We start from the raw sequence: 23,780 nt of genomic DNA, 5'->3' as shown, positions 1-23,780 counted from the left end.
CGGAGGAGGGACGGGATCAGTCCGGAAGGGGGCCGGGTCAGAGGCCGGCGTCGGAAGCGGACATGAATTCGGAGTCCACCAGTTCCTCCTGGACCGTGTCCTTGGTGACGACCACCGGTTCCAGGATGTAGGTGGGGACCACTTTCACCCCGTTGTCGTAGGTGTCGGTGTCGTTGACCTCCACCTCGTTACCGGCCACGATCGCGTCCACCATGGTTTCCACCTGGGTGCCGAGTTCGCGGGTGTCCTTCCAGACGGTCATTGACTGGCGGTCCCCCTGCATGGCCTGGACGTTGGCGACGTCGGCGTCCTGACCGGTGATCACCGGCCAGTCCGTTCCCGGTTCGTAGCCGGCGGCGTCCAGGGAGGATTCGATGCCCAGGGCCAGGCTGTCATTCGGGGAGAGGACCACGTCAACCTTCTTGTCCCCCGTGTAGAAGGACTGCAGCCGGTTGTCCATTTCCGCCTGCGCATCTGCGGACTTCCAGCCGAGGATGCCGATGGACGTCCAGTCCTCGTTGCTGGCCGGGGATTTGCCGGAGGGAACCACCAACTGCCCGCTTTCAACGTACGGCAGCAACACGTCCCAGGCGCCGGCGAAGAAGAACGCCGCATTGTTGTCATCCGGGCTGCCGGCGAACGGTTCCAGGTTGTAGGGGCCTTCGCCGTCGGCCAGGCCCAGCTGCTCCTCGATGAACTCGCCCTGCAGCTGGCCCACCTTGTAGTTGTCGAAGGTGGCGTAGTAGTCCACCGCGTCGGTGCCGTTGATCAGGCGGTCGTACGCGATCACCTGGATGTCCTGGGACTTGGCGTCCTCGAGGGTGGGGCCGAGGACCTCGCCGTCGATGGCCGCGACCACCAGGATCTCCGCGCCGCCGGCAATCTGGTTCTGGATCTGGCTGATCTGCTGGTCGGTTTTGTCATCGGCGTACTGCAGGTCCACGGTGCAGTCCTTGGCCTCGAGTTTTTCCTTCAGGCCTTCGCCGTCATTGATCCAGCGTTCCAGGCTCCGGGTGGGCATGGAGATGCCGACGTTGCAGGAAGCGGCCTCACCCTCCCCCTCCCCGTCTCCCGAAGTTCCCGCCGGGGCACACGCGGCCATGCCGCTGGCAAGGCCAAAAGCGAGGAGGATAGCCGAGACATTTTTGATTCTGCTCATGCTGAAACCTTCGAAAAGGACCCTGCTGACGGAATTCGGGTACCCGGCTGCCTAAAGGACGGCGGTGGGGGCCCCGGCTGGCCCGGCGGCTGGATCGAGCGGATACAACGCTGTAACGCCCGTTGAGGGCCGCCGATCCTTCGACTGCAGGCCATCAACTATTTGTAGGCGGACACAACATATCCACATAATGTCGGTTTCGACAAGAGAAATCCGGCTACTTAATCATCCGTGCCGGGGATTTCCTCCCGGCGCGCAGCTACTCCCCGGCGGGGCGTCCCCGCACTGCCGACCACGCGCCGTCGAGCACGGTGTCTCCCACCGGTTCCCAGTCATTCGTCTCGAACAGGGACGCCACGGTGTCGCGGTTCAGGTCGGGGGCCACCCCGTCCACCTCTGCGGTGGGATAGCAGACCCAGAGCGTGCCGCCCGACTCCACCGAGGCCGCCGCGGTGGCCAGTTCGTGGGCCAGGTCCGCCGCCGTGGAAACGAACAGGACAACGACGTCGGCCGGGAACCGTCCGCTGTCCTCGGCCAGGAACGCGGTGGCGGGCACAAACGCGGACAGCTCGGGGCGGCCGTGCGCTCCATAGACGGTAACGCGGGCGCCGTCGGCAATGGCGAAGGGCGAGGCGGATGATTCGGATGACATGGAGGGCTCCTGCATGAGACTGACGGTGGCGCGTCGGCACGGGGAATTCCACAACGGGTTCTTCAGCTGAACTCCCCCGAGCCGGCTTTTGCCCATTCTTTCAGGTTTGACCACCTTCATGCCCCTCAACAGCACCCTTAGTGTCCCAAATCTCTGCGGCAGGCGCGGATCGGGAGGGGAGAACGCGTTCATAGTGCAGATAATGCTGCCTGCTGGCGGGCCAGGCCGCGTTATCTGCACACTGACGAGCCTGCCCCTGCTCCGCCCCTGATGAGCCTAAGCAACGTGGAACCGGAGGTGGGTTCCGCTGGCGAAAGCGGACGTTTACATCCGTTTCAATTGACCGGCTTGTGGGTCCCGTGGACAGCGAGTGAACGGCGTCGTCGTCCTCCGGAGCGGACGGGAGCCCGAACGTCCAGTCCCAGGGTTCGGGCAGCACAGTGGTGAGTCCATGGACTCACCACTGTGGAAAACTTGGCGCATTGACACGTGAACTCTCGGCAGTTGATGCTTCCCGCCGTCGCCGCCCTTGGACCGGTGGGCGGCGGGAAAGGGCAATCCCTGCCGGATTGATGGCCCAAATTAGACCAACTACCAGTTCAACACTCCCGCCCGCCTCTCTACGGACTCGAAGTTGTTGCGCGTCTTGACCGTATCCGCATGGTCATCCCCTAGCAGCCTGGTTCTTTCGACCAGAGCCGTATGGAGATACTGCTTACCCTCATTTAGATCACCTGTGAGCGCTAAAAAACATCCGAGGGTGTTTATTCGACCTAAGGTGTCTTCGTCTCCTATGCCGAAAAGGCCGATGCTCTTCTTTACTAAACCCTTGTATCGCGTCACTGCCTCTTCTGACTGCCCAGCTTTGAATAAGGTCTTACCAAGACTGGCTTCAATAATCAAAGTGTCAGGATTATCTTCGCGAGCTGCAGCCTGTGCATCTATCAACAGTTGCCGGTATTGCAGTAACGATTCCCCTAGTTGCCCCGCTTCCCCCAGGAACCTCGCCAAATTCGACCGAATCACCAGCGTGAGGGGATGCATAGAACCGATCGCTTCGATCGAGTCCTGGGCCAGCACTTCAAGTTGCTCAACTGCGAGCGCAAGGTTGCCCGCTTCGGCTTGCTCGCAGGCCAGGGAGTTCCTTGTTCCTAATGTATCTTCGTCATCCGCGCCTAGGACCCTCGTCTGATCAAGCAGCAAATTTTCATAGTCGTTGATGACCTCTTCTGAGCTTCCTACACCTGCTCGACGACGGTAGGCCACGAGATTACGTCTGGTCAGCAGGGTGCCCGGGGCGTCGGGCCCCAGGACACGAGACTCCATCATGAGTACTTCTTGCAGCTGCTCTACTGCCTCGGCTACGCGGCCGGTTTCGGCATACCAGCACGCGACGTTATTCTGCGCGATAAGCGTATCGGGGTGTTCGGCGCCCAAGACTTTTCGGCGGTCTGCCCACACCAGTTCTTCCTCAACGAGCGCCTCGACCTTCCTGCCAGTGTTGAACAGATTAAGCGCCAGATGGTGCCTCGTAGCAAGCACCGCTGGGTCTTCTGGACTCAGAGTCTGGAGCTGGTCGCCGAGCAGGGCCCGATACAACTCGAGTGCCTCCCCGTAACGGCCGCTGGCCCCCACCCAGAGGGCGAGTCTCGTGCGGACCTTCTGATTGGTATCGGAATCGAGCATTCCCTTGTCGAGGACAATTCTGGCTTTTTCGACCGCTGCGGCTAAGTCATAGTTCCAGTTCGCGGTTTCCGCGAGTGCCCACTGTGCAGCAGTATCTGCATCTGTCCACGCTGCTCCCTCAGCTGGCGGAAGACTATCGAGCCATTCCGCCGCAACAACCAGATCGGGCTCGAGTTGCAACTCGATCCCTTCCCGTCGTTCATCGATCCACTCGATCAGAACGTCACGTGTTTCCTTTTGAAGTTTTTTGTGTTCCGAATCCAAGAGACCCAGTCTTGAATCCCGGGTGTAACTCAAAACCACTTCCTGCAGATCGGTCTCACGCAACCATTGGGCGTTGGCATCCGTGTTGCACCATGCTCCGGGAGACACGGCCGAGCTAAACCCTGCTTCTAGATCCTGGAACGAGAATCCGGCTGCTTTAGAGGCTTTTGCCACGACATCGGGAAGGAACCTCGGCAGGGCCGTCGGCCCGGAATCAGAGGCCTTCGCCCTCGCTATGACTGCAAGAATCAAGGCCTGCTGCACTTCCTCGGGTAACTCAAGCCAGCGTTGCCGCAGCACGTCCATGACTTCAAGGGGCAGGCTCATCAGCTCGTCTTCGCTAAGCACCAGCGCTTGGTCGTGGGAGGCAATGAGTCTCATAGTTGAGCGCATCGTTAGCCACAGCTTCAAGAAGTGGGGGTTGGGCATACGCTCTACCACTCGCTTGGCCGTGTCTTCATCGGTGTTCTTGGCATAGTGACGGAGCAGAGTGATCAAATCGTCACCCTCCAGCTGCTTCACCATCATTGGCGCTGCCCGCCCCTCGTCCATAGCCTGGGCAGCCCAATTCTTATATCCGGGATTGTTATACCCCTCGGGCCAAGCCGTCCCGATAACGAGTACTGGATGTTTTTTGTCAGGCCTTCCTAATTCCGTCAACAGCTCAGCCAGATCATCGCCCATCCGGTGCATATCCTCGATAACTACGATTTGAGGCAGCCCTGGTTTGCCCGGAGAGGCCGTCAAGGCAGTGGAGCGGATGGCGGCGGCAAGCTCTTGTGCCACAGAGACGTGGGATTCGGATGCCGGAGCGACATCGGAGTCGAGCTGTTTGCGGTGCTGACGGTCTTTTGCGATTTTGTTACCGGCCTGGCCTGCCCACCGAATGAGGGTGCCCAGCCCGGGAAATGCTAGCCCGAATGCGCCCAACGCCTCGAACCCACCATCCGTGACGGTGCTTCGAACTTCCTCAATGACCTTCTCTCGAGCCCGGCCAAGTTTGTCCGAAAAACCTGCCTGATCGTTCCAGGCCAGTCCCAGGGGCAGCAGATGAGCGCGTAACTGGGGGTAGGCCGCACCCACCACGTTGACGGCATTCTGCGACTCCATGATCTCGCATTCAAAATGCCACCAGCCAAAGGATGGGAGGGCTTGCGAATGCCATTCAAACGATGTTGGGTCAGGACCTAGCACTTTACGGGATGCCATCGGGTCGATGGAATTATCGTCCTTATGACTGTCCGGCAGCATGCTGGGCCAGTATCCCGGTGCTGGCTGCTTTCTGCGCAGTTCTTCGTAGACTTCGCGCACGATACGGGATTTGCCAATGCCGGATTCCCCCGTCAACACCAGCACACGGGGAGCATCGGTATCCCCATTTTTTATGTCCTCAAGACGGTTCAATATGGCGTCAACAACGTGGTTGTGATCCCCCAGTAAATTATTCACTGCAACATCTTGCCAGCAAATAACCCAAAGGCCGCGTCTGATTAATAAATGCCCGTAACGATTGCCCTTATATCTCGGCGGCCGGATGGATATGCTAACCCATCCAGCGACGCTGGATCGCCTCGCAGGTACCCTTTCCGCAGAAGCAGCTCCTGCCGGCAGAACATCGCCATATTGTTGAACAATCCGACGTGACGGGGCACACTGTAGGAACACCATTGCACCACCGAGCGGGAGGCAGAACCATGACGGTCATTGATCTGAACAGCGACGTGGGCGAGTCCTTCGGCAATTGGACCATGGGCGACGACGCCGCCGTCTTCGAATCCGTCTCCAGCGCCAACGTGGCCTGCGGCTTCCACGCCGGAGATCCCTCCACCATCGCGCAGACCTGCCGCGACGCCGTCGCCGCCGGCGTCACCATGGGTGCCCACCCCGCCTACCGGGACCTGGCCGGTTTCGGCCGGCGCTTCCTGGACTGCTCCTACACCGAGCTGTTCGACGACGTCCTCTACCAGCTCGGCGCACTGCAGGGCCTGGCCCGCGCGGCGGGCTCGGAAATCCGCTACGTGAAGCCGCACGGCGCGCTGTACAACACCATCGTGCGCCACGAGGTGCACGCACGCGCCGTCATCGATGCGGTCCGCACCTTCGACAAAAACCTGCCTGTCCTGCTGCTGCCCGGAGCAGTTGCCCTGGACATCGCTGCCGACGCCGGCCTGCGTGGCGTGACCGAAGCCTTCGCCGACCGCAACTACAACCCGGACGGCACGCTCGTCTCGCGCCGCGAATCCAACGCGGTGATCCACGACGCCGGCCAGGTCACCGCCAACATGGTCCGCCTGGCCACGGAGGGCGTCATCACCGCCGTCGACGGCACCGAGATCCCGATGTCCGCTGAATCGATCTGCGTGCACGGTGACACCCCCGGTGCCGTGGCCATGGCCCGGGCCGTCCGTGCCGGGCTCGAAGAGGCCGGCGTCACCATCCAGAGTTTCGTATGAGTTCCCCCGTGGAGACGGACGCGGGCGGGCACATCCGCGGCATCCGTCCCGCCGGGACGAGGGCGCTGCTGGTTGAGCTTGGTTCGCTGGCCGACGTCGTCGCCCTCCACGCACAGCTGCAGTCCAGTCCGCTGCCCGGGCAAGTGGATGCGCTGGCCGCTGCCGGGACCGTGCTGGTCCGGTTCGACGGCCGCCGCGAAACGGTCGCCGCTGCCGCACTGCTGGAGAACCTGGACTTCTCCCATGCCGAGCTGCCGGACGCCCGCACGGTCACCATTGAGACGGTGTACGACGGCGAGGACCTGGCCGAGGTGGCGCAGCTCACCGGCCTCTCCGAAGAGGCTGTGGTCAACGCCCATACCGGCACGCCGTGGACCGGCGGGTTCGGCGGTTTCGCCCCCGGCTTCACCTACCTGGTGGGCGGCGACCCGGCCCTGAACGTCCCCCGCCGCACCACTCCGCGCAAGGCCGTGCCCGCGGGCTCAGTGGCCCTCGCCGGTGACTATTCAGCCATCTACCCCCGCACTTCTCCCGGCGGCTGGCAACTTATCGGCCATACCAACGCCCTTTTATGGGACCTCTCCCGTCCAAACCCTGCTCTCATCCGTCCTGGCGATTCAGTAATCTTCCATCCCGTCCGTGAATTGATCACCACCACTTCAAGTCCTCAGGCCGAGGCTCCGAGCACGGGCACCGAAGACCCGGCGTCTCCCGCGAGCGAGGGAACGAACGAGGGGCTGGGACACCTCGTGAGTCCCGCATCGCCGACCGAGGAACGACGAGGCAGCGAAGGATCAGGGTCCCCTCTCCGAGCTTGCGAGGAGGAGGGTGGATCCGCAGCGCTAAGGGGCGATGGGGCTTTCCCGCCCGCGCAAGGTGACGATGTGTCCCAAGCCAGCCCCACCTCCCTCGAGGTAACCAGCGCAGGCCTCCAGTCCCTCGTCCAGGACCTCGGCCGCCCCGGTTATGCGGACCTTGGCGTCTCCATAGCCAGTGCCGCGGATACCCGTTCCGCCCGTCAGGCGAACCGGTTGGTCGGCAATCCGGCCGACGCTGCCGTGATCGAGAACCTTCTCGGCGGCCTGGAGCTGACCGCCCGCGGGGACACCGTCCTGGCCCTGTCCGGGGCGCAGGTCCCGGCCGCCGTCGTTTCCCCCGGCGGCGAGCGGGACCGGCCCGCGCCGCTGGACACCCCCTTTGCCCTGCTGGATGGCGAAACCCTGACCGTGGGCACCCCGTTCCGCGGTGTCCGCTCCTACGTTGCCGTCCGCGGCGGCGTGGCCGTGGACCCGGTCCTGGGCAGCCGCAGCACAGACACGATGAGCGGTATCGGCCCGGCACCGCTCGAGGCCGGCACCCTGCTGCCCGTCGGCGCGGTTTCTGGTTCCGCACCGGTAGGCACCACCGAACCCTCTTCCCTGCCGGCAGGCACCGCCCCCGGCAGCCTGGGCGACGGCCGCACCCCCACCCTGCTGCGGGTCACGGCCGGCCCCCGGCAGGACTGGTTCGGCCCCGCCGCCGCGGCAGCCCTGACCGGACACACCTGGCTCGCCACCAACGAGTCCAACCGGATCGGCGTGCGGCTGGCCACCGACCCGCAGGACCCGGACGCCGCCCCGCTGGAACGCATCCGGGACGGGGAACTGCCCAGCGAAGGCGTGGTGGCCGGCTCGCTGCAGGTCCCGCCGTCGGGCCTTCCCGTCCTGTTCCTGGCCGACCATCCCGTCACCGGGGGCTACCCGGTGATCGCCGTCGTCGTGCCGCAGGACCTGCCCGTTGCCGCACAGTTGCCGCCCGGACATCCGGTGCGCTTTGTTTTCTCGAACCCCGACACCCTGGCCCCGCTGTCCGCGGAGGAAACCGCCGGGCTGTTCACGGAAGGAACCCCATGAAGAAGGTCCTGATCGCCAACCGCGGCGAGATTGCCGTGCGGGTTGCCCGCGCCTGTTCCGACGCCGGCATCGCCTCGGCTGCCGTGTACTCGGACCCCGACGCCGACGCGCTGCACGTCCGCATCGCGGACGAGGCCTATCCCCTGCACGGCTCCGCCAGCACGGACACCTACCTGAACATCCCCAAGCTGATCGACGCCGCCCGGCGGGCCGGCGCGGATGCCGTGCACCCCGGCTACGGGTTCCTGTCCGAGAACGCGGACTTCGCGCAGGCGGTGCTCGACGCCGGGCTGACCTGGATCGGCCCCTCCCCGCAGGCCATCCGCGACCTGGGCAACAAGGTCACTGCCCGCGAGATCGCCGTCCGCGCCGGTGCCCCGCTGGTGCCCGGAACGCAGGGCCCGGCTCAAAGTGCCGAAGAGGTCCGTACCTTCGCCGAGGAACACGGGCTGCCGGTGGCCATCAAGGCGGCGTTCGGCGGCGGCGGCCGCGGCATGAAGATTGCTCGTCGGCTCGAAGATGTGGAGGACGCCTTCGAATCGGCGGTGCGCGAAGCAGTGTCCGCCTTCGGCCGCGGTGAATGCTTCGCCGAACGGTTCCTAGATAAGCCCCGGCACGTGGAGGCCCAGGTGCTGGCTGACACGCACGGCAACGTCGTCGTCGTCGGCACCCGTGACTGCTCGCTGCAGCGCCGGAACCAGAAACTCGTGGAGGAAGCCCCCGCCCCGTTCCTCACCGAAGAGCAGCGCGCCACCATCCATGCCTCCGCCAAGGCCATCTGCCGCGAAGCCGGCTACACCGGTGCCGGCACCGTGGAATACCTCGTCTCCCCGGACGGGCTGATCAGCTTCCTGGAAGTGAACACCCGGCTGCAGGTGGAGCACCCCGTCACCGAGGAAACCGCCGGCGTGGACCTGGTCCGCGAGCAGTTCCGCATTGCCGACGGGCTGCCGCTCTCCAACACCTCCGACCCGGTGCCGCACGGGCACGCGTTCGAATTCCGGCTCAACGCCGAGGATCCCGCCCGCGGGTTCCTGCCCGGCCCCGGCCCGGTGGAAGCCTTCGAACCGCCCACGGGTCCGGGCATCCGGATGGATTCCGGCGTGCGGTCCGGGTCCGTGGTGCCCGCCGAGTATGACTCACTGATGGCCAAGCTGATTGTGTGGGGCGAGGACCGGCCGCAGGCGCTGCGCCGGGCCCGCGCGGCCCTGGATGAGCTGGTGATCCGCGGGGTGCCTACCGTGGTGCCGTTCCACCGGGCCGTGGTCCGCTCCGAGGCCTTCACCCGGGAGGACGCCCTTGGGGTGTACACCACGTGGATCGAGTCCGAATTCGCCGAACCGCTGGCCGCGTCCCCGGAAATCGCCGCATCACTGCCTGGCGCCGAACGGGAAACGCTGACCATCGACGTCGACGGCAAGGCTGTGGCCCTGGGCGTGCCGGCCGCGCTGCTGAACGCGCTGCGCGCCGGCGGCGGCACTGCCGCTGCGCCTGCCGGGTCCGGCGGTGCCGGCGCGGCGGCGGACGAGGCTGTGCTCGCCTCGCCGATGGCCGGGAACCTGGTGAAATGGGTGGCCGACGACGGCGCGCAGCTGGCCGAAGGCGATCCGGTTGCCGTGCTGGAGGCGATGAAGATGGAAACCACCGTCCGCGCCCACCGGGCCGGCAGCTTCACGCGGGCTGCGACCGAACCGGGCACCGCCGTCGGACGCGGTGACGCCCTGGGCGAGATCCGCCCCTAAAAGCTCCGGAGGATCGGCCGTCCCCCAGCGGCCGGTTCTCCGGGTTCCGCCTCTGGCGGCGGCACCGCCGCCGTCCGGCTAGATTAGGGAGATGCCTGTGAACCTGGGGGAAGCCACCGAGCGAGCCGACCACGCCAACACCACGGTGTGGGTGGCCGATGTGCTGCGCAGCAGCATTGCCGCCGGAGAACTGCTGCCCGGCACCAAGCTCTCCGAACAGCAGCTGGCCGCGTCGCTGCAGGTCTCCCGCAATACGCTGCGCGAGGCGTTCACCATGCTCAGCATTGAAGGCGCCGTCACCCGGTACCCCAACCGGGGCGTGTTTGTGGCCGCCCCCGGCGCGGACGCAGTGCGGGAAATCTACCGGGTCCGGCGGATGCTGGAACCCTCGGCCGTTCTCTGGGGTCCGGAACTGGACCTGGACCGGCTCGACGCCGTGATCGCCCGGGCCCGGGGCGCGAAGGAGCGCGGGGCCGTAGGCGAAATGGCGGCCGCCAACCAGGCCTTCCACCAGGCACTTGTTGCAATGTCAGGCAGCGAGCAGCTGCAGCAGGTCATGGGCCGGGTGCTGGCCGAAATGCGCCTGGTCTTCCACGCCATGAGCAGCCAGCCGGACTTCCACTCCACCTACGTGGAGCAGAACGCCCGCCTGGTGGAGCTGCTCCGCACGGGCAAACGCGCCAAGGCTGCGAAGGTGCTGCAGTCCTACCTGGATACCGCCGAGGCGGAGCTGCTCGCACACATGCACCCGTAGGTGCAGCGGGCGGGTACCCAGCCGACGCAACGAGGGAACGCTAGGGCACCAGGTACGAGCTGTCCCGGGCATCCGTGATGAGCATGTGGCCGGGTGCGTGGCCGATGGCCAGCGAGGGCTTGGATTCCATCACTGCGGCCTGCGGGGTGACGCCACAGGCCCAAAAGACCGGAACGTAGCCTTCGGTAATCTCCACCGGATCCCCGAAGTCCGGCCGGCCCAGGTCCGCAATGCCGATCTCGGCCGGGTTGCCCACGTGGACCGGAGCGCCGTGCACCGCCGGGTAGCGGGAGGTGATCCGCACGGCGCCGGCCACCTGTGAGGCAGGCACGGGCCGCATCGAGACCACCAATGGACCGGCCATGCTGCCGGCCGGTTCGCAGCGGACCGAGGTGCGGTACATCGGCACGTTGGTGCCCTGGTCGATGTGGGCCACCCCGATCCCGCCCTCCTGCAGGGCTGCCTCGAAGGTGAAGCTGCAGCCCACAATGAAGGTCACCAGGTCATCGCGCCAGTACCCGGTGATGTCGGTGGGTTCGGCAACCTTCACGCCGTTTTCGTACACGGTGTAGCGGGGCACGTCGGTGCGGATGTCGCCGCCGGTGAGCAGCGGGCCGGCGGTTTCACCGGCGTCGAGCACTCCCAGAATAGGGCAGGACTTCGGGTTGCGCTGGGCAAAGAGCAGGACGTCGAAGGCCTGTTCCTTGGGCACGATGATGAGGTTGGCCTGGGCGTAGCCCGCGGACCAGCCCGCCGTCGGGGTGACCAGGCCGTTCCGGAACAGTGCCCGGGCTTCCACCGGGGCCAGGCCGGCGGGGTGCGGAGGTACGGTGGGCGAGGTGGTGATGCCGGTGGGAGTCTCCATTGTCGGGTGTCCTTTCCGGAGTTGGCTACTGCCAGAGCTTGGCGAGGCCGGACAGGGAATTCCAGCCCAGGAACAGCGTCAGCGCCCAGGCCAGCACACCGATGATCAGCAGCCACTTGGGGTATACGTATCCCTGCAGCAGGTCACGGCGCCGCCATGCTGCCCACAGCAGGATGCCGAAGCCCAGCGGCAGGATCAACCCGTTGAACGCGCCGGCGAAGACCAGCAGGGTCTGCGGGGCCTGGCCCAGCAGGAGGTACGCGGCGGTGCAGAAGGCGATGAAGCCCACCGTAATCCAGCTGCGCGTGCGGTCCTTCGTTTCCGGCGTCGTCACGAAGGACACCGAGGTGTAGGCCGCGCCGATCACCGAGGTCAGGGCCGCGGCCCAGAAGACAATGCCGAACATCCGCAGCCCGATTTCGCCGGCGGCGTGCCGGAAGGCGTCGGCGGCCAGGTTGTCGCCGGCAAGGGTGACTCCGCCGGCGACGACGCCCAAGATGGCCAGGAAGAGCAGCGCCCGCATGATGCCGGTGACAATGATGCCCAGCAGCGAGACCTTGGTGATGTCCTTCACGTAGCCGGGGCCGGTGGTGCCGGAGTCGAGCAGCCGGTGCGCGCCGGCGTAGGTGATGTACCCGCCCACGGTTCCGCCGATCAGGGTGGTGATGGTCAGGAAGTCCACCTGCGCGGGCATAACGGTGTTCTTCAGCGCCTCCCCCACCGGCGGTGCGGCGCTGACGGCTACGTAGAGCATCAGCAGGATCATCACCGCGCCCAGGGCCACAACAATCCGGTCCAGGGCGAGGCCTGCCTTTTTGGACAGGAAAATGAAAATGGCGACGGCGGCGGAAATGGCGCCGCCGATTTTGGTGTCCAGCCCCAGCATGGCGTTCAGGCCCAGGCCGGTGCCGGCGATGTTGCCGATGTTGAACACCAGTCCGCCGATAAAGACGAGCCCGGCAAGGACCCAGCCGGCGCCGGGAAGGACCTTGTTGCCCAGGGTCTGGGCGCGCAGGCCGGAAACCCCGATGATCCGCCAGACGTTCAGCTGGACGGCTATGTCCACCAGGATTGAAACGAGGATGGCGAAGGCAAAGGCCGCGCCGAGCTGGACGGTGAAGACCGTGGTCTGGGTTATGAATCCTGGTCCGATGGCACTGGTGGCCATCAGGAACATGGCACCGAGCAGTGCGGTGCGCTTGGCGTTGGGCCGGACCTTTGCCTTAGTGGCCGTGCTGTCCATGCTGGTTCCGATCGCTGGAAGGTGTGGGGTGGGCCACAAGGGCTTCCAGCAGTCTAAAGGTTGTTCAACAATCTGCAAGCGTTTTGTTGAACGATCCGGGGATTGTTAACACGGGGTTTACACGTCGGTTGCGCCTAGGCCCAAAGGTCGATCAGCCCCGAGAGCGAGTTCCAGCCTAGATACAGGGTCAGCAGCCAGGCCAGCACCCCGGCAATCAGCAGCCAGCGAGGGTACCGGTAGCCGGCAAGCAGATCGCTGCGCCGCCAAGCAGCCCACAGCAGGATGGCGACGCCCAGCGGCAGGATGAGCCCGTTGAAGGCCCCGGCAAACACCAGGAGCGTCTGCGGCGGTTGTCCGGCGAGCAGGTAGGCGGCCGTGCAGACAGCGATGAAGGCTACCGTGAGCAGGTTCCGTGTCCGGGTGCTGGTGGTGAGCTTGGTGATGAAGGAAACCGAGGTATAGGACGCACCAATGACCGAGGTCAGCGCCGCGGCCCAGAACACGACGCCAAACAGCCGGATCCCGATCTCGCCGGCCGCCACCCGGAAGGCGTCCGCAGCGAGGTTGCTGCCGGTCAGCACTGCACCGCCGGCCACCACGCCCAGGACGGCAAGGAACAGCAGCACGCGCATCACGCCGGTGACGATCACGCCCAGCAGTGCGGCGCGGGTGATGGGGCGGATGTTCTCCAGCCCCGAGTTGCCCGAGTCCACCATGCGGTGCGCCCCGGCGTAGGTGATATAGCCGCCCACCGTGCCGCCGATCAGGGTCGTGATCGCCAGGAAATCCACGGTGTCCGGCAGCACCGTGTTCTTCAGGGCGCTGCCCACCGGTGGTCCGGCGATGACGGCCACGTAGAGCATTAGTGCGATCATCACCGCGCCGAGGACCACCACCACCCGGTCCAGCGCCAGGCCTGCCCGTTTGGACAGGAAAATGAGGATGGCCAGCACGGCCGAGATCGCCGCTCCAATCCGGGGTTCCAGCCCCAGCATGGCGTTCAGGCCCAGCCCCGTCCCGGCCACGTTGCCGATGTTGAACACAAGTCCGCCGACAAACACCAGGGCGGCCAGTACCCAGCCGGCCCCCGGCAGGACCTTGTTCCCCAGCACCTGGGCCCGCAGGCCGGAAATGCCGATGATTCGCCACACGTTCAGCTGGACGCAAATGTCCACCAGGATCGAGACCAGGATGGCGAAGGCGAACGCCGCACCCAGCTGGACCGTAAAGACCGTGGTCTGCGTGATGAAGCCCGGGCCGATGGCACTGGTGGCCATAAGGAACATGGCCCCCAGGATGGCGGCCCGCTTCGGGTTCGCCGGTTTCCGTTCCCGCTTACCCCCGGAGCGTGCCGATGCTCCCGCGGCCGGCGGATCATTGGGGGTAACCTGCTCATCCATGGCCTGTCCGTTCCACGGGGGTGCATTTCCGCCGCCAGTGTACGGCGGCCGGTTGAAGGGCAGGAAGAGCTATTCCGCCCCGGGCACCGCAGTGCCGGAATGTTCCACCCGTCCGTAGGTCGGCTCTCCCGCAAGGCCGCCCTTCCGGCCAGGAAGCAGCACCGGCCGGGGTGCCTTGACCGGCGTCGCCCGTTGCCGCCAGGCGGTATTCGCCGCCTCGCGGATGCCGGTCCGGACGGCGGGACCGTGTCCAGGCAGGAGCAGGCAGGCATCCAGTTTCGAAAGGATCGCGAGCGCACTGTCTGCCCGCGCGCCGTCGTGGTGGAACATGGGGTGCAGCAGCTGGGGACCGTTCCGGGCACTGATCGCGTGGCCGGTGACCAGTGCGTCGCCGGTGATCACGGCCTTGGCCCGGGACAGGTAAAAGGCGGTGTGCCCGGGTGTGTGTCCCGGCGTCGGGACCGCGACCGGAGAGCCGGGCAGACCCGCCAGCAGCGCATCGTCCCAGGCCGCCGCCGACGGCGCAGGGTGTCCTGCCGCTCCCCCGGACCGCAGCACGTGCACCGCCCAGCGGAAAACCCGGGGCTGCCAGGCCCGCCGCACTATCTGCAGCGGAGTCACGGAGAATTTCTCCTCGCCGCGCAGGTGGTTTAGTTCGCCGGAACTGCAGAGCACCGGGGTGCCGTAGTGCTGGGCGAAATGTGCTGCGGCGCCGGTGTGGTCAACGTGGGCGTGGGTGATGAGGACGGCGACGGCGTCGTCCGGCTCCAGGCCGGCTTCCCGGATGGAGGCCAGGACCAGCGGCAGGTCGCCGCGGTAGCCGCCGTCCACCAGGGTGAACTGCTTAGCCTCCCGCAGGATGATCCAGTTCGACGCCGGCCCCTGCACAAAGAAGATTCCTGCAGCCGGTTCGGTGAGGGTGTATCCGGCTCGTTTCACGGTTCTCTCCTCTCCGGCATGCGCCACCACCCTAACCCGGGTGCTGCGCTCGCGACTCTCATGCTGCCGGAATCAGGCCATCATGGGGTTGGAAAACGCCAGGATCACCCACAATCCAAAAACGGTCATGAAAAGAAGGCCACCCAGCCAATCTGCACCCTTGCGGTGGAACCAAAGGAAGAGAACCCAGGAGACAACTAAGGCAACCGGCCAGGCCAGCGCCGCGGTTAGCAAGAGCCAGACCGGCCCATTGGCGGCCTCGGAGTAATCGGTGGCAACGAGGAACATGAACAGGGCAGGAACGGCCGCGAGGAGATACAGCAGGTTGCCCACGATTAGCAGGCCCTTCATCCCTGCGTCCACCGGGTTGCCGGAGCCTGGACGGACTGCGGGATCATCGCTGCCCCGCAGGCGCTTTTGATCAGCCCTGGCGACCGACGTCCCCGATCCGCGCGTTCCTTTGCGACCGCTTGGATAATCCATGCCCCACCCCCGTGACGTTTCCAGCAGGACCGTGCGCCCGCGCGGCCCACACTACCTGCCGGCCCATGTCCTTCAACGTTTTTCGCCAAAGCTCTTGATTGCTGTCCGGCCCGCGCGTAGCTTCGTAATCAACCGCAAGGTTGAACAACCGGCACCTTGATGACCAGCACCACTACGGACACACAGAAGCTGACCGAACGCATGGACCCACTTGGCGATGACACCTCATCGGAGAACCTGGACCAGGCTTTCCTGGCCCTGGCGGACCCGGTCCGGCGGCACATCATTGCCCGGCTTTCCAAGGGGCCGGCAACGGTCAATGAACTGGCGGAACCCTTCGAGATCTCCAAGCAGGCGGTTTCGAAGCACATCCAGGTCCTCGAGCATGCCAAGCTCGTCACGCGTAGCCGTGACGCGCAGCGCCGGCCCGTCCACCTGAACCCCGCACGGTTGGAGGCGCTCACCGCCTGGATCGGCCAGTACCGGCTGGTCCGCGAGGAGCAGTTCCGCAGCCTTGATGCCGTGCTTCGCGCACAGGCCGCAGCGACAGGCGGCCTGCAGGCAAAGGATCCCCCATGACCAACGCACTGCAGCTCACCGTCCCCGACGGCGTTCCGTTCATCGATTTCAGCCGCGAGGTGGATTATCCCGTGGACCAGGTCTTCCGGGCCTACTCGGAGCCGGACCTGCTGGTCCAGTGGCTGGGACCGCGCGGAATGAAAATGGACATCAACCACTACGACTTCCGCACCGGCGGCTCCTACAGCTACATCCACACCGGCCCGGACGGGGTGCCCTACGAATTCCGGGGCATCTTCCACACCGTGCGGGAGAACGAAGCCGCCATCCAGACCTTCGAGTTCTCCGGCTATCCGGACATCACCAGCCTGGAATTCATGACGCTTGAGGCGCTCGACGGCGACCGGACCCGGATCACGGCGCATTCCGTCTATCCCTCCATGGAGGCACGGGACGGGATGGCCGCTTCCGGCATGGAAGCCGGAGTTGCGGAAGGCTTTGACCGGATGGACGAGCTCCTGGCCCAGCTGCAGCCGGAGGCGCTGCAGGGAAGGGGCGCATGATGAGCAACCCGTTGACGCTGAACGCGCCCGCCGGCGAGCCTGTTATGGACTTTTCCCGTGAGTTCGATTTCCCGGTAGGCACCGTCTTTAACGCCCATATCGATCCCGAGCTCTTTGCGCAGTGGATCGGGCCGAAGGACGTGGCCACGCGCATTGACCAGTTCGAAGCCCGTACCGGCGGCGCGTACCGTTTTGTGCACTCGAGGGGCGAGGACGAGTACGCCTTTCGCGGCGTCTTCCACACGGTGCGCCAGGACGAGTTTGTGCTGCAGACCTTCGAGTTTGAGAGCACTCCGGAGGTGGTGACGCTTGAGTACAGTACTTTCTCGGCGCTGCCCGATGGCCGGTGCCGGCTCACCGGACGCTCGCTCTATCCGTCGGTGGAAGCCCGCGACGGCTTCCTGGACAACGGCATGGAAGATGGCATGTCTGACGGTTATGACCAACTGGATGCCCTGCTCTCATCCGTCGGAATCGGAAGGCAGGCATAACCATGGACTGGACTCTTGAGTTGGTGGTTGTCCCGGTCAGTGACCAGGACCGGGCAATAGCGTTCTACCGCGACCAATTGGGCTTTAACCTGGACCACCAGACCTCAAACGACCAGATGAACTTCGCGCAGCTGACTCCGCCCGGCTCCGGCTGCTCGATCCTCGTGGGCGACGGTGCAGCCAGCCAAGGCATGGTGCCCGGGTCCCTTCGCGGCCTGCAACTGGTGGTCCCGGATGCACAGCTGGCCCGCCAGGAACTGCTGGACCGAGGCGTCGAGGCGAGCGAGGTCACCGTCTTCGACGAGCGCGACGGCGGGACCTTCTTCGGCTTCGCGGATCCGGACGGCAACGCCTGGACCGTGCAGGAAATGAAGGTCCGCGCGGGTTCCCCGCTGATTCCGCCCGAGGCACGCATCAGCTACGGCTCTGAGCAGCAGTGAGCGCTGGTCTGAACGGCAGGGCTTCCCCAACCGGGAAGCCCTGCCGTTCGCCTACTGCGCCTTCCAGTACGCGCGGTCGTTGTCGCTGAGCGTGAACGTCGGCTGGACGAAGATCTTGGCATCCGACAGCGCTTCGGCCGGGACATCCATGCAGATCTGGAAGGTGCCGGCGCCGCCCTTTTCCAGGGTGGGAACGTTGTAGGCCGGGTTGGGCAGGGTTGCCATGCAGGTGGTGGAATCGTACTGCCGGGCATCGGACCCAATGAATTTGGTGGACAGGTCAATCCACGGGTTGCCCTCACTGTCCCCGGAGTATTCCACGGCCAGGTCCACCAGCACGTACTGGCCTGCAGGAGCTTCGTTGTACTCGTTAGCTGCCATGATCGCGTCAACTGCGTTGGTGTTGACTCCGGTCACGGTGACACTGTAGTCACCCACCGTGGCTGCCGTGCCGATGGCCAGCGCGTCTGTTGCTGCGGCTTCCTGCTCCTCGTCGGAGGTGTCGACGACGCCGTCGGCCCCGTCTTCGATGGACTCGGCGACGTCGTCCAGCACCCGGCCGTAGTAGGCCTGGGTTGCCAGCACGCCCACCAGGGACAGCACCACAAGGATCAATGCGGCAATGGACATGCCCTTGGCGCGGGAACGGTTCTTGACGGCGATGACCAGGGCGGGGATGGCGAAGCCCAGCCCGATCAGGCCCAAGACAAAGACCAGGTTGTTCACGAACGGCACCCAGCACAGCAGCAGGGAAACGATCCCGATGACCAGGGCGGTGATCGCCAGGCCCTTGCCAGCTTCTGGGTTGGTGGGCTTGCCGGGCCCGGGAGCGCCGAATCCGGGGCCTCCGAATCCGGGGCCGGGTGCGCCCTGCCCGGGAGCCGGCTGCCCCGCCGGCGGGTTAGGTGTATTTGCGGTGTTCTCCATGGTTTTCTCCCCATTTTTACGAGTACGTACTGAGCGCGGTTTGACCCGCGCCAGGGTCCGATTTCGTTCCCGCGCAAAACGTATCTTCCGGCACTGACATTTCTGCCCGAGGGGTTATCCCCGCTGCCCGGACGGGGGCCATCGGCGCTGAACACCGCACCCTCCCTCGCCAGCCTCGAAAATGGACGTGCCGGCGGCGGGCGTACCATGGATAGGCCGACTATTCGGCTGATCCCCCCAATCTCCAAGGTGCGTTTTCTTTGAAGTCCTCCTTTACCCAGGCCTTGGCCCGCGGGCTGAATGTCCGGCACATCCGCTTCATGGCGCTTGGTTCGGCCATCGGCACCGGCCTGTTCTACGGTTCGGCGTCCGCCATCCAGTCGGCCGGCCCGGCCGTGCTGCTGGCGTACATGATCGGCGGGGCGGCTGTGTTCTTGGTCATGCGCGCCCTGGGCGAGATGGCCGTCAGGCATCCGGTCTCCGGCTCGTTCGGCCACTACGCCAGCCGCTACCTGGGCCCGTTCGCCGGGTTCATTACCGGGTGGACGTTCGCCTTTGAAATGGCCATTGTCGCCATTGCAGATGTGACCGCGTTCGGCATTTACATGGGCTTCTGGTTCGAGGACGTGCCGCGGTGGATCTGGATCCTCGCGGTGGTGCTGCTGATCGCGGCACTGAATCTGATGCGGGTGAAGGTGTTCGGGGAAACCGAGTTCTGGCTATCCATCGTTAAGGTGGCGGCCATCATCGCGATGATTGTGGGCGGCGCGGCCATTGTGGTGTTCGGCTTGGGCCTGCCCGACGGCGCGAACCCGGGCTTTGAGACCATGCTCGGCTCGGGCGGGTTCTTCGCGAACGGATTTTGGGGCCTGCTGGCGTCCTTCTCCATTGTGATGTTCGCCTTCGGCGGCATTGAAACCATCGGCATCACCGCCGGCGAGGCGGATAACCCCAAGAAGGCCATCCCCGCCGCAGTGAACACCGTGCCGGTGCGCATCCTGCTCTTCTATGTGTGCGCGCTGGGCATCCTGATGATGATCTTCCCCTGGCAGGACATCAACGGTGAAACCAGCCCGTTTGTGCAGATCTTCGACTCACTCGGCATCCCGGCCGCCGCGCACATCCTTAACGCCGTGGTGATCACGGCCGCAATCTCAGCCATCAACTCCGACATCTTCGGTGCCGGCCGCGTCCTTTACGGCCTCGCACAGGAGGGCCAGGCGCCGTCGTCGTTCGCCAAAATCTCCCGGAACGGCGTGCCGTGGATGACCGTGGCCACCATGGCCGTGGTGCTGCTGGCCGGTGTGGTGCTCAACGCGCTGCTGCCCGAGTCGCTGTTCACCATCATCGCCTCGATCGCCACGTTCGCCACCGTGTGGGTGTGGCTGATGATCCTGCTCTCGCACATCGCGATGAAGCGGGACATCAAGCGCCGGAGCCTGCCCGCCTCGGAATTCGGGGTGCCGTTCTGGCCGGTTGCTTCCTACGCCGCACTGGCCTTTATGGCCTTCATTGTGGTGCTGCTGGGCATCATCCCGGAGACCCGGGTGGCCCTTATTGTGGGCGCCGCCTGGATTGTGCTGCTGTTCGCTGCCTACCGGCTGTGGGTGCGCGGCGACGGGCTCAAGCGCGCCGAACTCGCGGACGAGACCGGGGTGCCCACGTCCACCACCCAGACCGAGGGCGCACTCACGGACCGGGCGTAGACCGGGCGTAACCGGCTCCGGGTTCAGCCCTACCCCCAGTGGATGGCGGTGGCGATGGCCGACGCGAGCAGACCCGCCACGGCGAGGATCCCGCCGATCATCCGGTTGGGCAGGTCCAGCCAGGAGGGCCGGTTGGTCAGGAACGTGTAGAGCCCGGTGCACAGGGCGATCAGGCCCGCCGAACCCAGCAGGCCGGTAAAGCCGGTTGCCACGCCCTGGGCAATGATGAGCAGCAGCATGATCACCCCCACCACCACGATGGTCCAGCGGGAGCCGCCCGACGTCGTCGTTCGCTTTCCACCCGATGAGCTGCGTCCCGCGTAAGTCATGGCATCAATCCCTACCGGGGCCGCCGTCCCGCCCAGCACGGGAGCGGCGGTAGCCTCGTCGCCCAAAACCGTACTCCGGCTAACCCGGGAGAACTCTGGGTGTCCCGTGTGAATCCCGGCCAGTGCCCGCGGGCAACCGGACCGTGCGGAACAGCGCCAGCCGCAGCGGCCCGAGCCGCAGCGTGAAAACCGGCCAGTCGATCTTGGGCCGCATGATCCCTTCCTGCCCTGTTCCTTCCTGTACCCGGGCCGGCCCCAGCTGTGCCCGTTCCCGGGCCGCCCGCCGGAAGCCGTGCCAGCGCTCCATTTCCCGGGTCCGCTGCCGGTGTTCAGCTAAGGCAAGTTCCACTTCCATGAGTCCCATACCCGCCACGCTAGGCAGCCGCGAAGGTCCTTTCCATGCCCTTGCGGACACCCTCGGTCCGGAATCACAAGCCCTCCGGTACGGTGTCCGGAAGCGCCCGGAACCACGGACCGCCCGCGCGGCTTTATAGACTGAGAGGGTGCCTACTTCCGACGCCGCCGGCCGCTTCGCCCCCAGCCCCACCGGGGAACTGCATGTAGGCAACCTGCGCACAGCCCTGCTGGCCTGGCTCTTCGCCCGCAGCACCGGCCGCCGGTTCCTGTTGCGGATGGAGGACCTGGACCGGGTCCGCTCCGGTGCCGAAGCAGCGCAGCTGCGTGACCTCGCCGCCGTCGGGCTGGACTGGGACGGGGACATCATCCGGCAGTCCGAACGGCTGGAGTTGTACCTGGAGGCAATCGCGGAACTGCGGGCAGACGGCCTGGTCTACGAGTGCTTCTGCACCCGCCGCGAAGTAGCCGAGGCCGCCTCCGCCCCGCACGCCCCGCCCGGCGCCTACCCCGGCACCTGCCGGCACCTCACAGAGGAACAACGCGCGGTACGACGGCGGGAGCGGCCCGCTGCGCTGCGCCTGCGCGCCCAGGTTCCCGAGTTCACCGTGACCGATGAGCTGCACGGCAACTACACCTCGGCCGTGGATGACCTGGTGCTGCTGCGCAACGACGGTGTGCCCTCCTACAACCTTGCCGTGGTGCTCGATGATGCGCTGCAGGGCATCGATCAGGTGGTGCGCGGTGATGACCTGCTCAGCTCTGCGCCCCGGCAGGCGTACCTCGGCTCGTTGCTCGGCCTGCCCCCGGGGCGTTACGCCCATGTGCCGCTGGCCCTGAATACCGCCGGGCAGCGGCTGGCCAAGCGCGACGGCGCCGTGACCCTTCCCGATTTGGCCGCCGCCGGCATGGACGAGGACGCCGCCCGTGAACTGATCCTGGCCTCCCTGGGCCTGCCCGGAAACCTCCAGGCGGCGCTGGCGGAGTTCAACCCGGCGAGCCTGCCCAGGGGACCCTGGATCTTCACCGCCGGGCCCAACGCCGGACCCACCGCCCGGCTGAATCCCTAGCCGTCCCCCACCACCCAACCAGCAAGGAGCAGCACATGAGCATGTCCCACCCGGACCGCACGGACGGCTACGTGGACCTGCGCTCCTACGGGGCAATCGGCGACGGACGGACCGTGGCCCTGGTGGCCCTGGACGGTTCCATCGACTGGTACCCCACCCCGGATCTGGACTCCACACCCGCCTTCGCCCGCCTCCTGGACGCGGAAAACGGCGGGCAGATTGAGCTGCGTCCAGTGGCGGACTTCACCGTGGAGCGCGCCTACGTGGCGGGCACCAACGTCCTGGCCACCACCTTCACCACCGGCACCGGCAGCGTGCGGGTCACCGACTCACTGAACACCGGCGTGGCCGGCCGGCTGCCGTGGGGTGAGCTGGCGCGGCGGATCGAGGGACTCGACGGCGAAGTCCAAATGCGCTGGGCCGTCACCCCGGGCAGCAGCTTCAACACCGCCTCCCCCTGGGTGCAGCAGACGGTGCACGGCCCGGTGCTGCAGGTGCAGGGCACCACCATTGCCGTCCGCGGCCGGGACATCGGCACGGAAGAAACGTCCGAGCGGGACATCAGCGGCACCTTCACCGCCCGGGCCGGCTCACGCCACCTGTTAGCCGTGATTTCCACCCACGACGAACCCCTGCCGCTGCCGGACCCGGACACCATCGACGACGGCGTGGACCGCACCATCGCCAACTGGCAGGACTGGTCCAGGGAGTTCCAGTACGAGGGCCGCTGGAGCGACGCGGTGGAACGCAGTGCTCTTGCCCTCAAACTGCTGCTGCACAGCCCCACCGGCGCGATTGCCGCTGCTGCCACCACGTCCCTGCCGGAGAACGTGCACGGCGGCAAAAACTGGGACTACCGGTACGCCTGGGTGCGGGACACGGCCTACACCCTGCACGCCATGATCCGCTTCGGGCTGCGCGAGGAAGTACACGCGGCGGTGTCCGGGATGCTCAAAAGCGTGCGGGAACAGGGCTCGGATCTGAAGGTGTTTACCCGGCTCAACGGCAGCCGTGCCGAGGACGCCGAGGTGCTGGATATGCCCGGCTGGCGCGGCATTGGACCGGTGGTCAACGGGAACGATGCCGCCGCTCAGCTGCAGATGGGCGTTTTCGGGGACCTGTTCAACATTGTCCAGATGTACGTGGACGCCGGGCATGTGCTGGACACCGGCACCGGCCGCTACCTGGCGGACCTCGCGGACATGGCCTGCGACGTCTGGCAGCGGCGCGATTCCGGAATGTGGGAACTGGACGAGGAGCGGCATTACACCACCTCCAAGCTGGGCTGCTGGCACGCGCTGAGCTGCGCTTCGCATCTGGCGGACCTGGGCCAGATTCCGGGTAACCCGGAACGCTGGCGGGCCGAGATGGAGCGGATCCGGAACTGGGTGGATGCCAACTGCTGGTCCGAGGAACGCGGCAGCTACGTCTGGTATCCCGGCACCGACCAGCTGGATGCCTCCATCCTGCTGCACGCCATCAGCGGGTTTGACCGGGGCGAGCGGATGTCCTCCACCCTGGATGCGCTGCGCGGTGAACTGGGCCGCGGTCCCCTGCTGTACCGGTTCAGCGGAGCCGAGAAGGAAGAAGGCACCTTTGTGGCCTGCGCCTTCTGGATGGCTGCGGCCCTGGACTGCGTCGGCCGCCGGGAGGAAGCCGCCACCCTGATGGATGAGCTGGTGCCGCTGGCCAACGATGTGGGCCTGTACACCGAGATGATCGCCGAAGAAGACTCCGCCTTCCTGGGCAACTTCCCTCAGGGCCTGTCCCATCTGGCCCTGATCACGGCTGCCCTGACGCTGGGCGAAGAAAGGGACTAGCGAAGGACCCCGCCCGGGCTTAGTGGGGC

22 protein-coding genes are annotated in these 23,780 nt (G+C 65.8%); 11 read left to right on the top strand and 11 right to left on the bottom strand.

Features of this window, described 5'->3' with window-relative positions; translation table 11 throughout:
* Nucleotides 1-37: 37 nt before the first annotated feature.
* From chvE to QNO06_RS03650, 3 genes are all read right to left on the bottom strand, one after another.
* On the bottom strand, nucleotides 38-1,159 hold the full coding sequence (gene chvE, locus QNO06_RS03660; protein WP_227913431.1) for a multiple monosaccharide ABC transporter substrate-binding protein: 1,122 nt from the start codon (nucleotides 1,157-1,159) through the stop codon (nucleotides 38-40).
* 259 nt (nucleotides 1,160-1,418) lie between these two features.
* The gene (locus QNO06_RS03655; RefSeq protein ID WP_227913432.1) at nucleotides 1,419-1,811 is read right to left on the bottom strand and encodes a hypothetical protein; all 393 of its coding nucleotides are present in this window, start codon (nucleotides 1,809-1,811) and stop codon (nucleotides 1,419-1,421) included.
* 591 nt (nucleotides 1,812-2,402) lie between these two features.
* Nucleotides 2,403-5,210, bottom strand: a complete 2,808-nt coding sequence (locus QNO06_RS03650; RefSeq protein WP_227913433.1) for a tetratricopeptide repeat protein — start codon at nucleotides 5,208-5,210, stop codon at nucleotides 2,403-2,405.
* Between the two features lie 245 nt (nucleotides 5,211-5,455).
* Between QNO06_RS03650 and QNO06_RS03645 the strand changes: the two genes are divergently transcribed.
* The 4 genes from QNO06_RS03645 to QNO06_RS03630 all read left to right on the top strand — a co-directional run bounded on the left by QNO06_RS03645 (nucleotide 5,456) and on the right by QNO06_RS03630 (nucleotide 10,602).
* Nucleotides 5,456-6,214, top strand: coding sequence for a LamB/YcsF family protein (locus QNO06_RS03645; RefSeq protein ID WP_227913434.1), 759 nt, complete (start codon nucleotides 5,456-5,458; stop codon nucleotides 6,212-6,214).
* Nucleotides 6,211-8,106 (top strand): 5-oxoprolinase subunit B/C family protein, encoded by a 1,896-nt coding sequence (locus QNO06_RS03640; RefSeq protein WP_227913435.1) that lies wholly within the window; start codon nucleotides 6,211-6,213, stop codon nucleotides 8,104-8,106. The genes QNO06_RS03645 and QNO06_RS03640 overlap by 4 nt, the downstream gene beginning before the upstream one ends.
* Nucleotides 8,103-9,848, top strand: coding sequence for an acetyl/propionyl/methylcrotonyl-CoA carboxylase subunit alpha (locus tag QNO06_RS03635; protein ID WP_227913436.1), 1,746 nt, complete (start codon nucleotides 8,103-8,105; stop codon nucleotides 9,846-9,848). Before QNO06_RS03640 ends, QNO06_RS03635 begins: the two co-directional genes overlap by 4 nt.
* A gap of 91 nt (nucleotides 9,849-9,939) precedes the next feature.
* Complete coding sequence (locus QNO06_RS03630; protein ID WP_227913437.1) at nucleotides 9,940-10,602, top strand: GntR family transcriptional regulator; 663 nt, start codon at nucleotides 9,940-9,942, stop codon at nucleotides 10,600-10,602.
* A 40-nt stretch (nucleotides 10,603-10,642) separates the two neighbouring features.
* Here the strand turns inward: QNO06_RS03630 and QNO06_RS03625 are convergent, their stop codons facing one another.
* The 5 genes from QNO06_RS03625 to QNO06_RS03605 form a co-directional block, all read right to left on the bottom strand.
* Nucleotides 10,643-11,467 carry a putative hydro-lyase gene (locus QNO06_RS03625; protein WP_227913438.1) on the bottom strand — a complete coding sequence of 275 codons (825 nt, stop codon included), beginning with the start codon at nucleotides 11,465-11,467 and terminating at the stop codon, nucleotides 10,643-10,645.
* A 25-nt stretch (nucleotides 11,468-11,492) separates the two neighbouring features.
* Complete coding sequence (locus QNO06_RS03620) at nucleotides 11,493-12,710, bottom strand: NRAMP family divalent metal transporter (protein WP_227913439.1); 1,218 nt, start codon at nucleotides 12,708-12,710, stop codon at nucleotides 11,493-11,495.
* Between the two features lie 134 nt (nucleotides 12,711-12,844).
* Nucleotides 12,845-14,110, bottom strand: coding sequence for an NRAMP family divalent metal transporter (locus QNO06_RS03615; RefSeq protein ID WP_227913440.1), 1,266 nt, complete (start codon nucleotides 14,108-14,110; stop codon nucleotides 12,845-12,847).
* 69 nt (nucleotides 14,111-14,179) lie between these two features.
* A complete protein-coding gene (locus QNO06_RS03610) occupies nucleotides 14,180-15,049 on the bottom strand; it encodes an MBL fold metallo-hydrolase (protein ID WP_227913441.1) in 870 nt (289 codons plus the stop codon).
* A 72-nt stretch (nucleotides 15,050-15,121) separates the two neighbouring features.
* Nucleotides 15,122-15,532 (bottom strand): hypothetical protein, encoded by a 411-nt coding sequence (locus QNO06_RS03605; RefSeq protein WP_227913442.1) that lies wholly within the window; start codon nucleotides 15,530-15,532, stop codon nucleotides 15,122-15,124.
* 201 nt (nucleotides 15,533-15,733) lie between these two features.
* On the opposite strand from QNO06_RS03605, the gene QNO06_RS03600 reads away from it, so the two are divergent.
* From QNO06_RS03600 to QNO06_RS03585, 4 genes are read left to right on the top strand one after another with little or no spacing between them, the layout of a single operon-like run.
* On the top strand, nucleotides 15,734-16,111 hold the full coding sequence (locus QNO06_RS03600; protein WP_227913527.1) for an ArsR/SmtB family transcription factor: 378 nt from the start codon (nucleotides 15,734-15,736) through the stop codon (nucleotides 16,109-16,111).
* Nucleotides 16,108-16,614, top strand: a complete 507-nt coding sequence (locus QNO06_RS03595; RefSeq protein WP_227913443.1) for an SRPBCC family protein — start codon at nucleotides 16,108-16,110, stop codon at nucleotides 16,612-16,614. Before QNO06_RS03600 ends, QNO06_RS03595 begins: the two co-directional genes overlap by 4 nt.
* Nucleotides 16,611-17,105 (top strand): SRPBCC family protein, encoded by a 495-nt coding sequence (locus tag QNO06_RS03590; RefSeq protein WP_349774830.1) that lies wholly within the window; start codon nucleotides 16,611-16,613, stop codon nucleotides 17,103-17,105. Before QNO06_RS03595 ends, QNO06_RS03590 begins: the two co-directional genes overlap by 4 nt.
* Before the next feature lie 2 nt (nucleotides 17,106-17,107).
* Complete coding sequence (locus tag QNO06_RS03585; RefSeq protein WP_227913445.1) at nucleotides 17,108-17,545, top strand: VOC family protein; 438 nt, start codon at nucleotides 17,108-17,110, stop codon at nucleotides 17,543-17,545.
* 51 nt (nucleotides 17,546-17,596) lie between these two features.
* Here the strand turns inward: QNO06_RS03585 and QNO06_RS03580 are convergent, their stop codons facing one another.
* Nucleotides 17,597-18,472 carry a DUF4352 domain-containing protein gene (locus QNO06_RS03580; protein WP_227913446.1) on the bottom strand — a complete coding sequence of 292 codons (876 nt, stop codon included), beginning with the start codon at nucleotides 18,470-18,472 and terminating at the stop codon, nucleotides 17,597-17,599.
* Nucleotides 18,473-18,792: 320 nt separating this feature from the next.
* Between QNO06_RS03580 and QNO06_RS03575 the strand changes: the two genes are divergently transcribed.
* Nucleotides 18,793-20,178: an amino acid permease gene (locus QNO06_RS03575; protein WP_227913528.1), complete on the top strand. Its 1,386-nt coding sequence runs from the start codon at nucleotides 18,793-18,795 to the stop codon at nucleotides 20,176-20,178.
* Nucleotides 20,179-20,207: 29 nt separating this feature from the next.
* Here the strand turns inward: QNO06_RS03575 and QNO06_RS03570 are convergent, their stop codons facing one another.
* Together QNO06_RS03570 and QNO06_RS03565 are read right to left on the bottom strand one after the other, a co-directional pair.
* Entirely contained in the window at nucleotides 20,208-20,573 is a 366-nt protein-coding gene (locus tag QNO06_RS03570) for a hypothetical protein (RefSeq protein ID WP_227913447.1), read from the bottom strand.
* A gap of 13 nt (nucleotides 20,574-20,586) precedes the next feature.
* Complete coding sequence (locus tag QNO06_RS03565; RefSeq protein ID WP_227913448.1) at nucleotides 20,587-20,871, bottom strand: hypothetical protein; 285 nt, start codon at nucleotides 20,869-20,871, stop codon at nucleotides 20,587-20,589.
* Nucleotides 20,872-21,010: 139 nt separating this feature from the next.
* Here QNO06_RS03565 and gluQRS point away from each other — a divergent pair, with 139 nt between their 5' ends.
* Both gluQRS and QNO06_RS03555 read left to right on the top strand, forming a co-directional pair.
* Nucleotides 21,011-21,931 carry a tRNA glutamyl-Q(34) synthetase GluQRS gene (gluQRS, locus tag QNO06_RS03560; protein ID WP_227913449.1) on the top strand — a complete coding sequence of 307 codons (921 nt, stop codon included), beginning with the start codon at nucleotides 21,011-21,013 and terminating at the stop codon, nucleotides 21,929-21,931.
* 35 nt (nucleotides 21,932-21,966) lie between these two features.
* On the top strand, nucleotides 21,967-23,751 hold the full coding sequence (locus QNO06_RS03555) for a glycoside hydrolase family 15 protein (protein ID WP_227913450.1): 1,785 nt from the start codon (nucleotides 21,967-21,969) through the stop codon (nucleotides 23,749-23,751).
* Nucleotides 23,752-23,780: the final 29 nt, after the last annotated feature.

The sequence above is a fragment of the Arthrobacter sp. zg-Y20 genome (genome assembly GCF_030142075.1).
GTDB lineage: Bacteria > Actinomycetota > Actinomycetes > Actinomycetales > Micrococcaceae > Arthrobacter_B.
The sequence above is the reverse complement of the archived record's forward strand: the minus strand, read 5'-3'. Positions and strand labels throughout refer to the sequence as shown.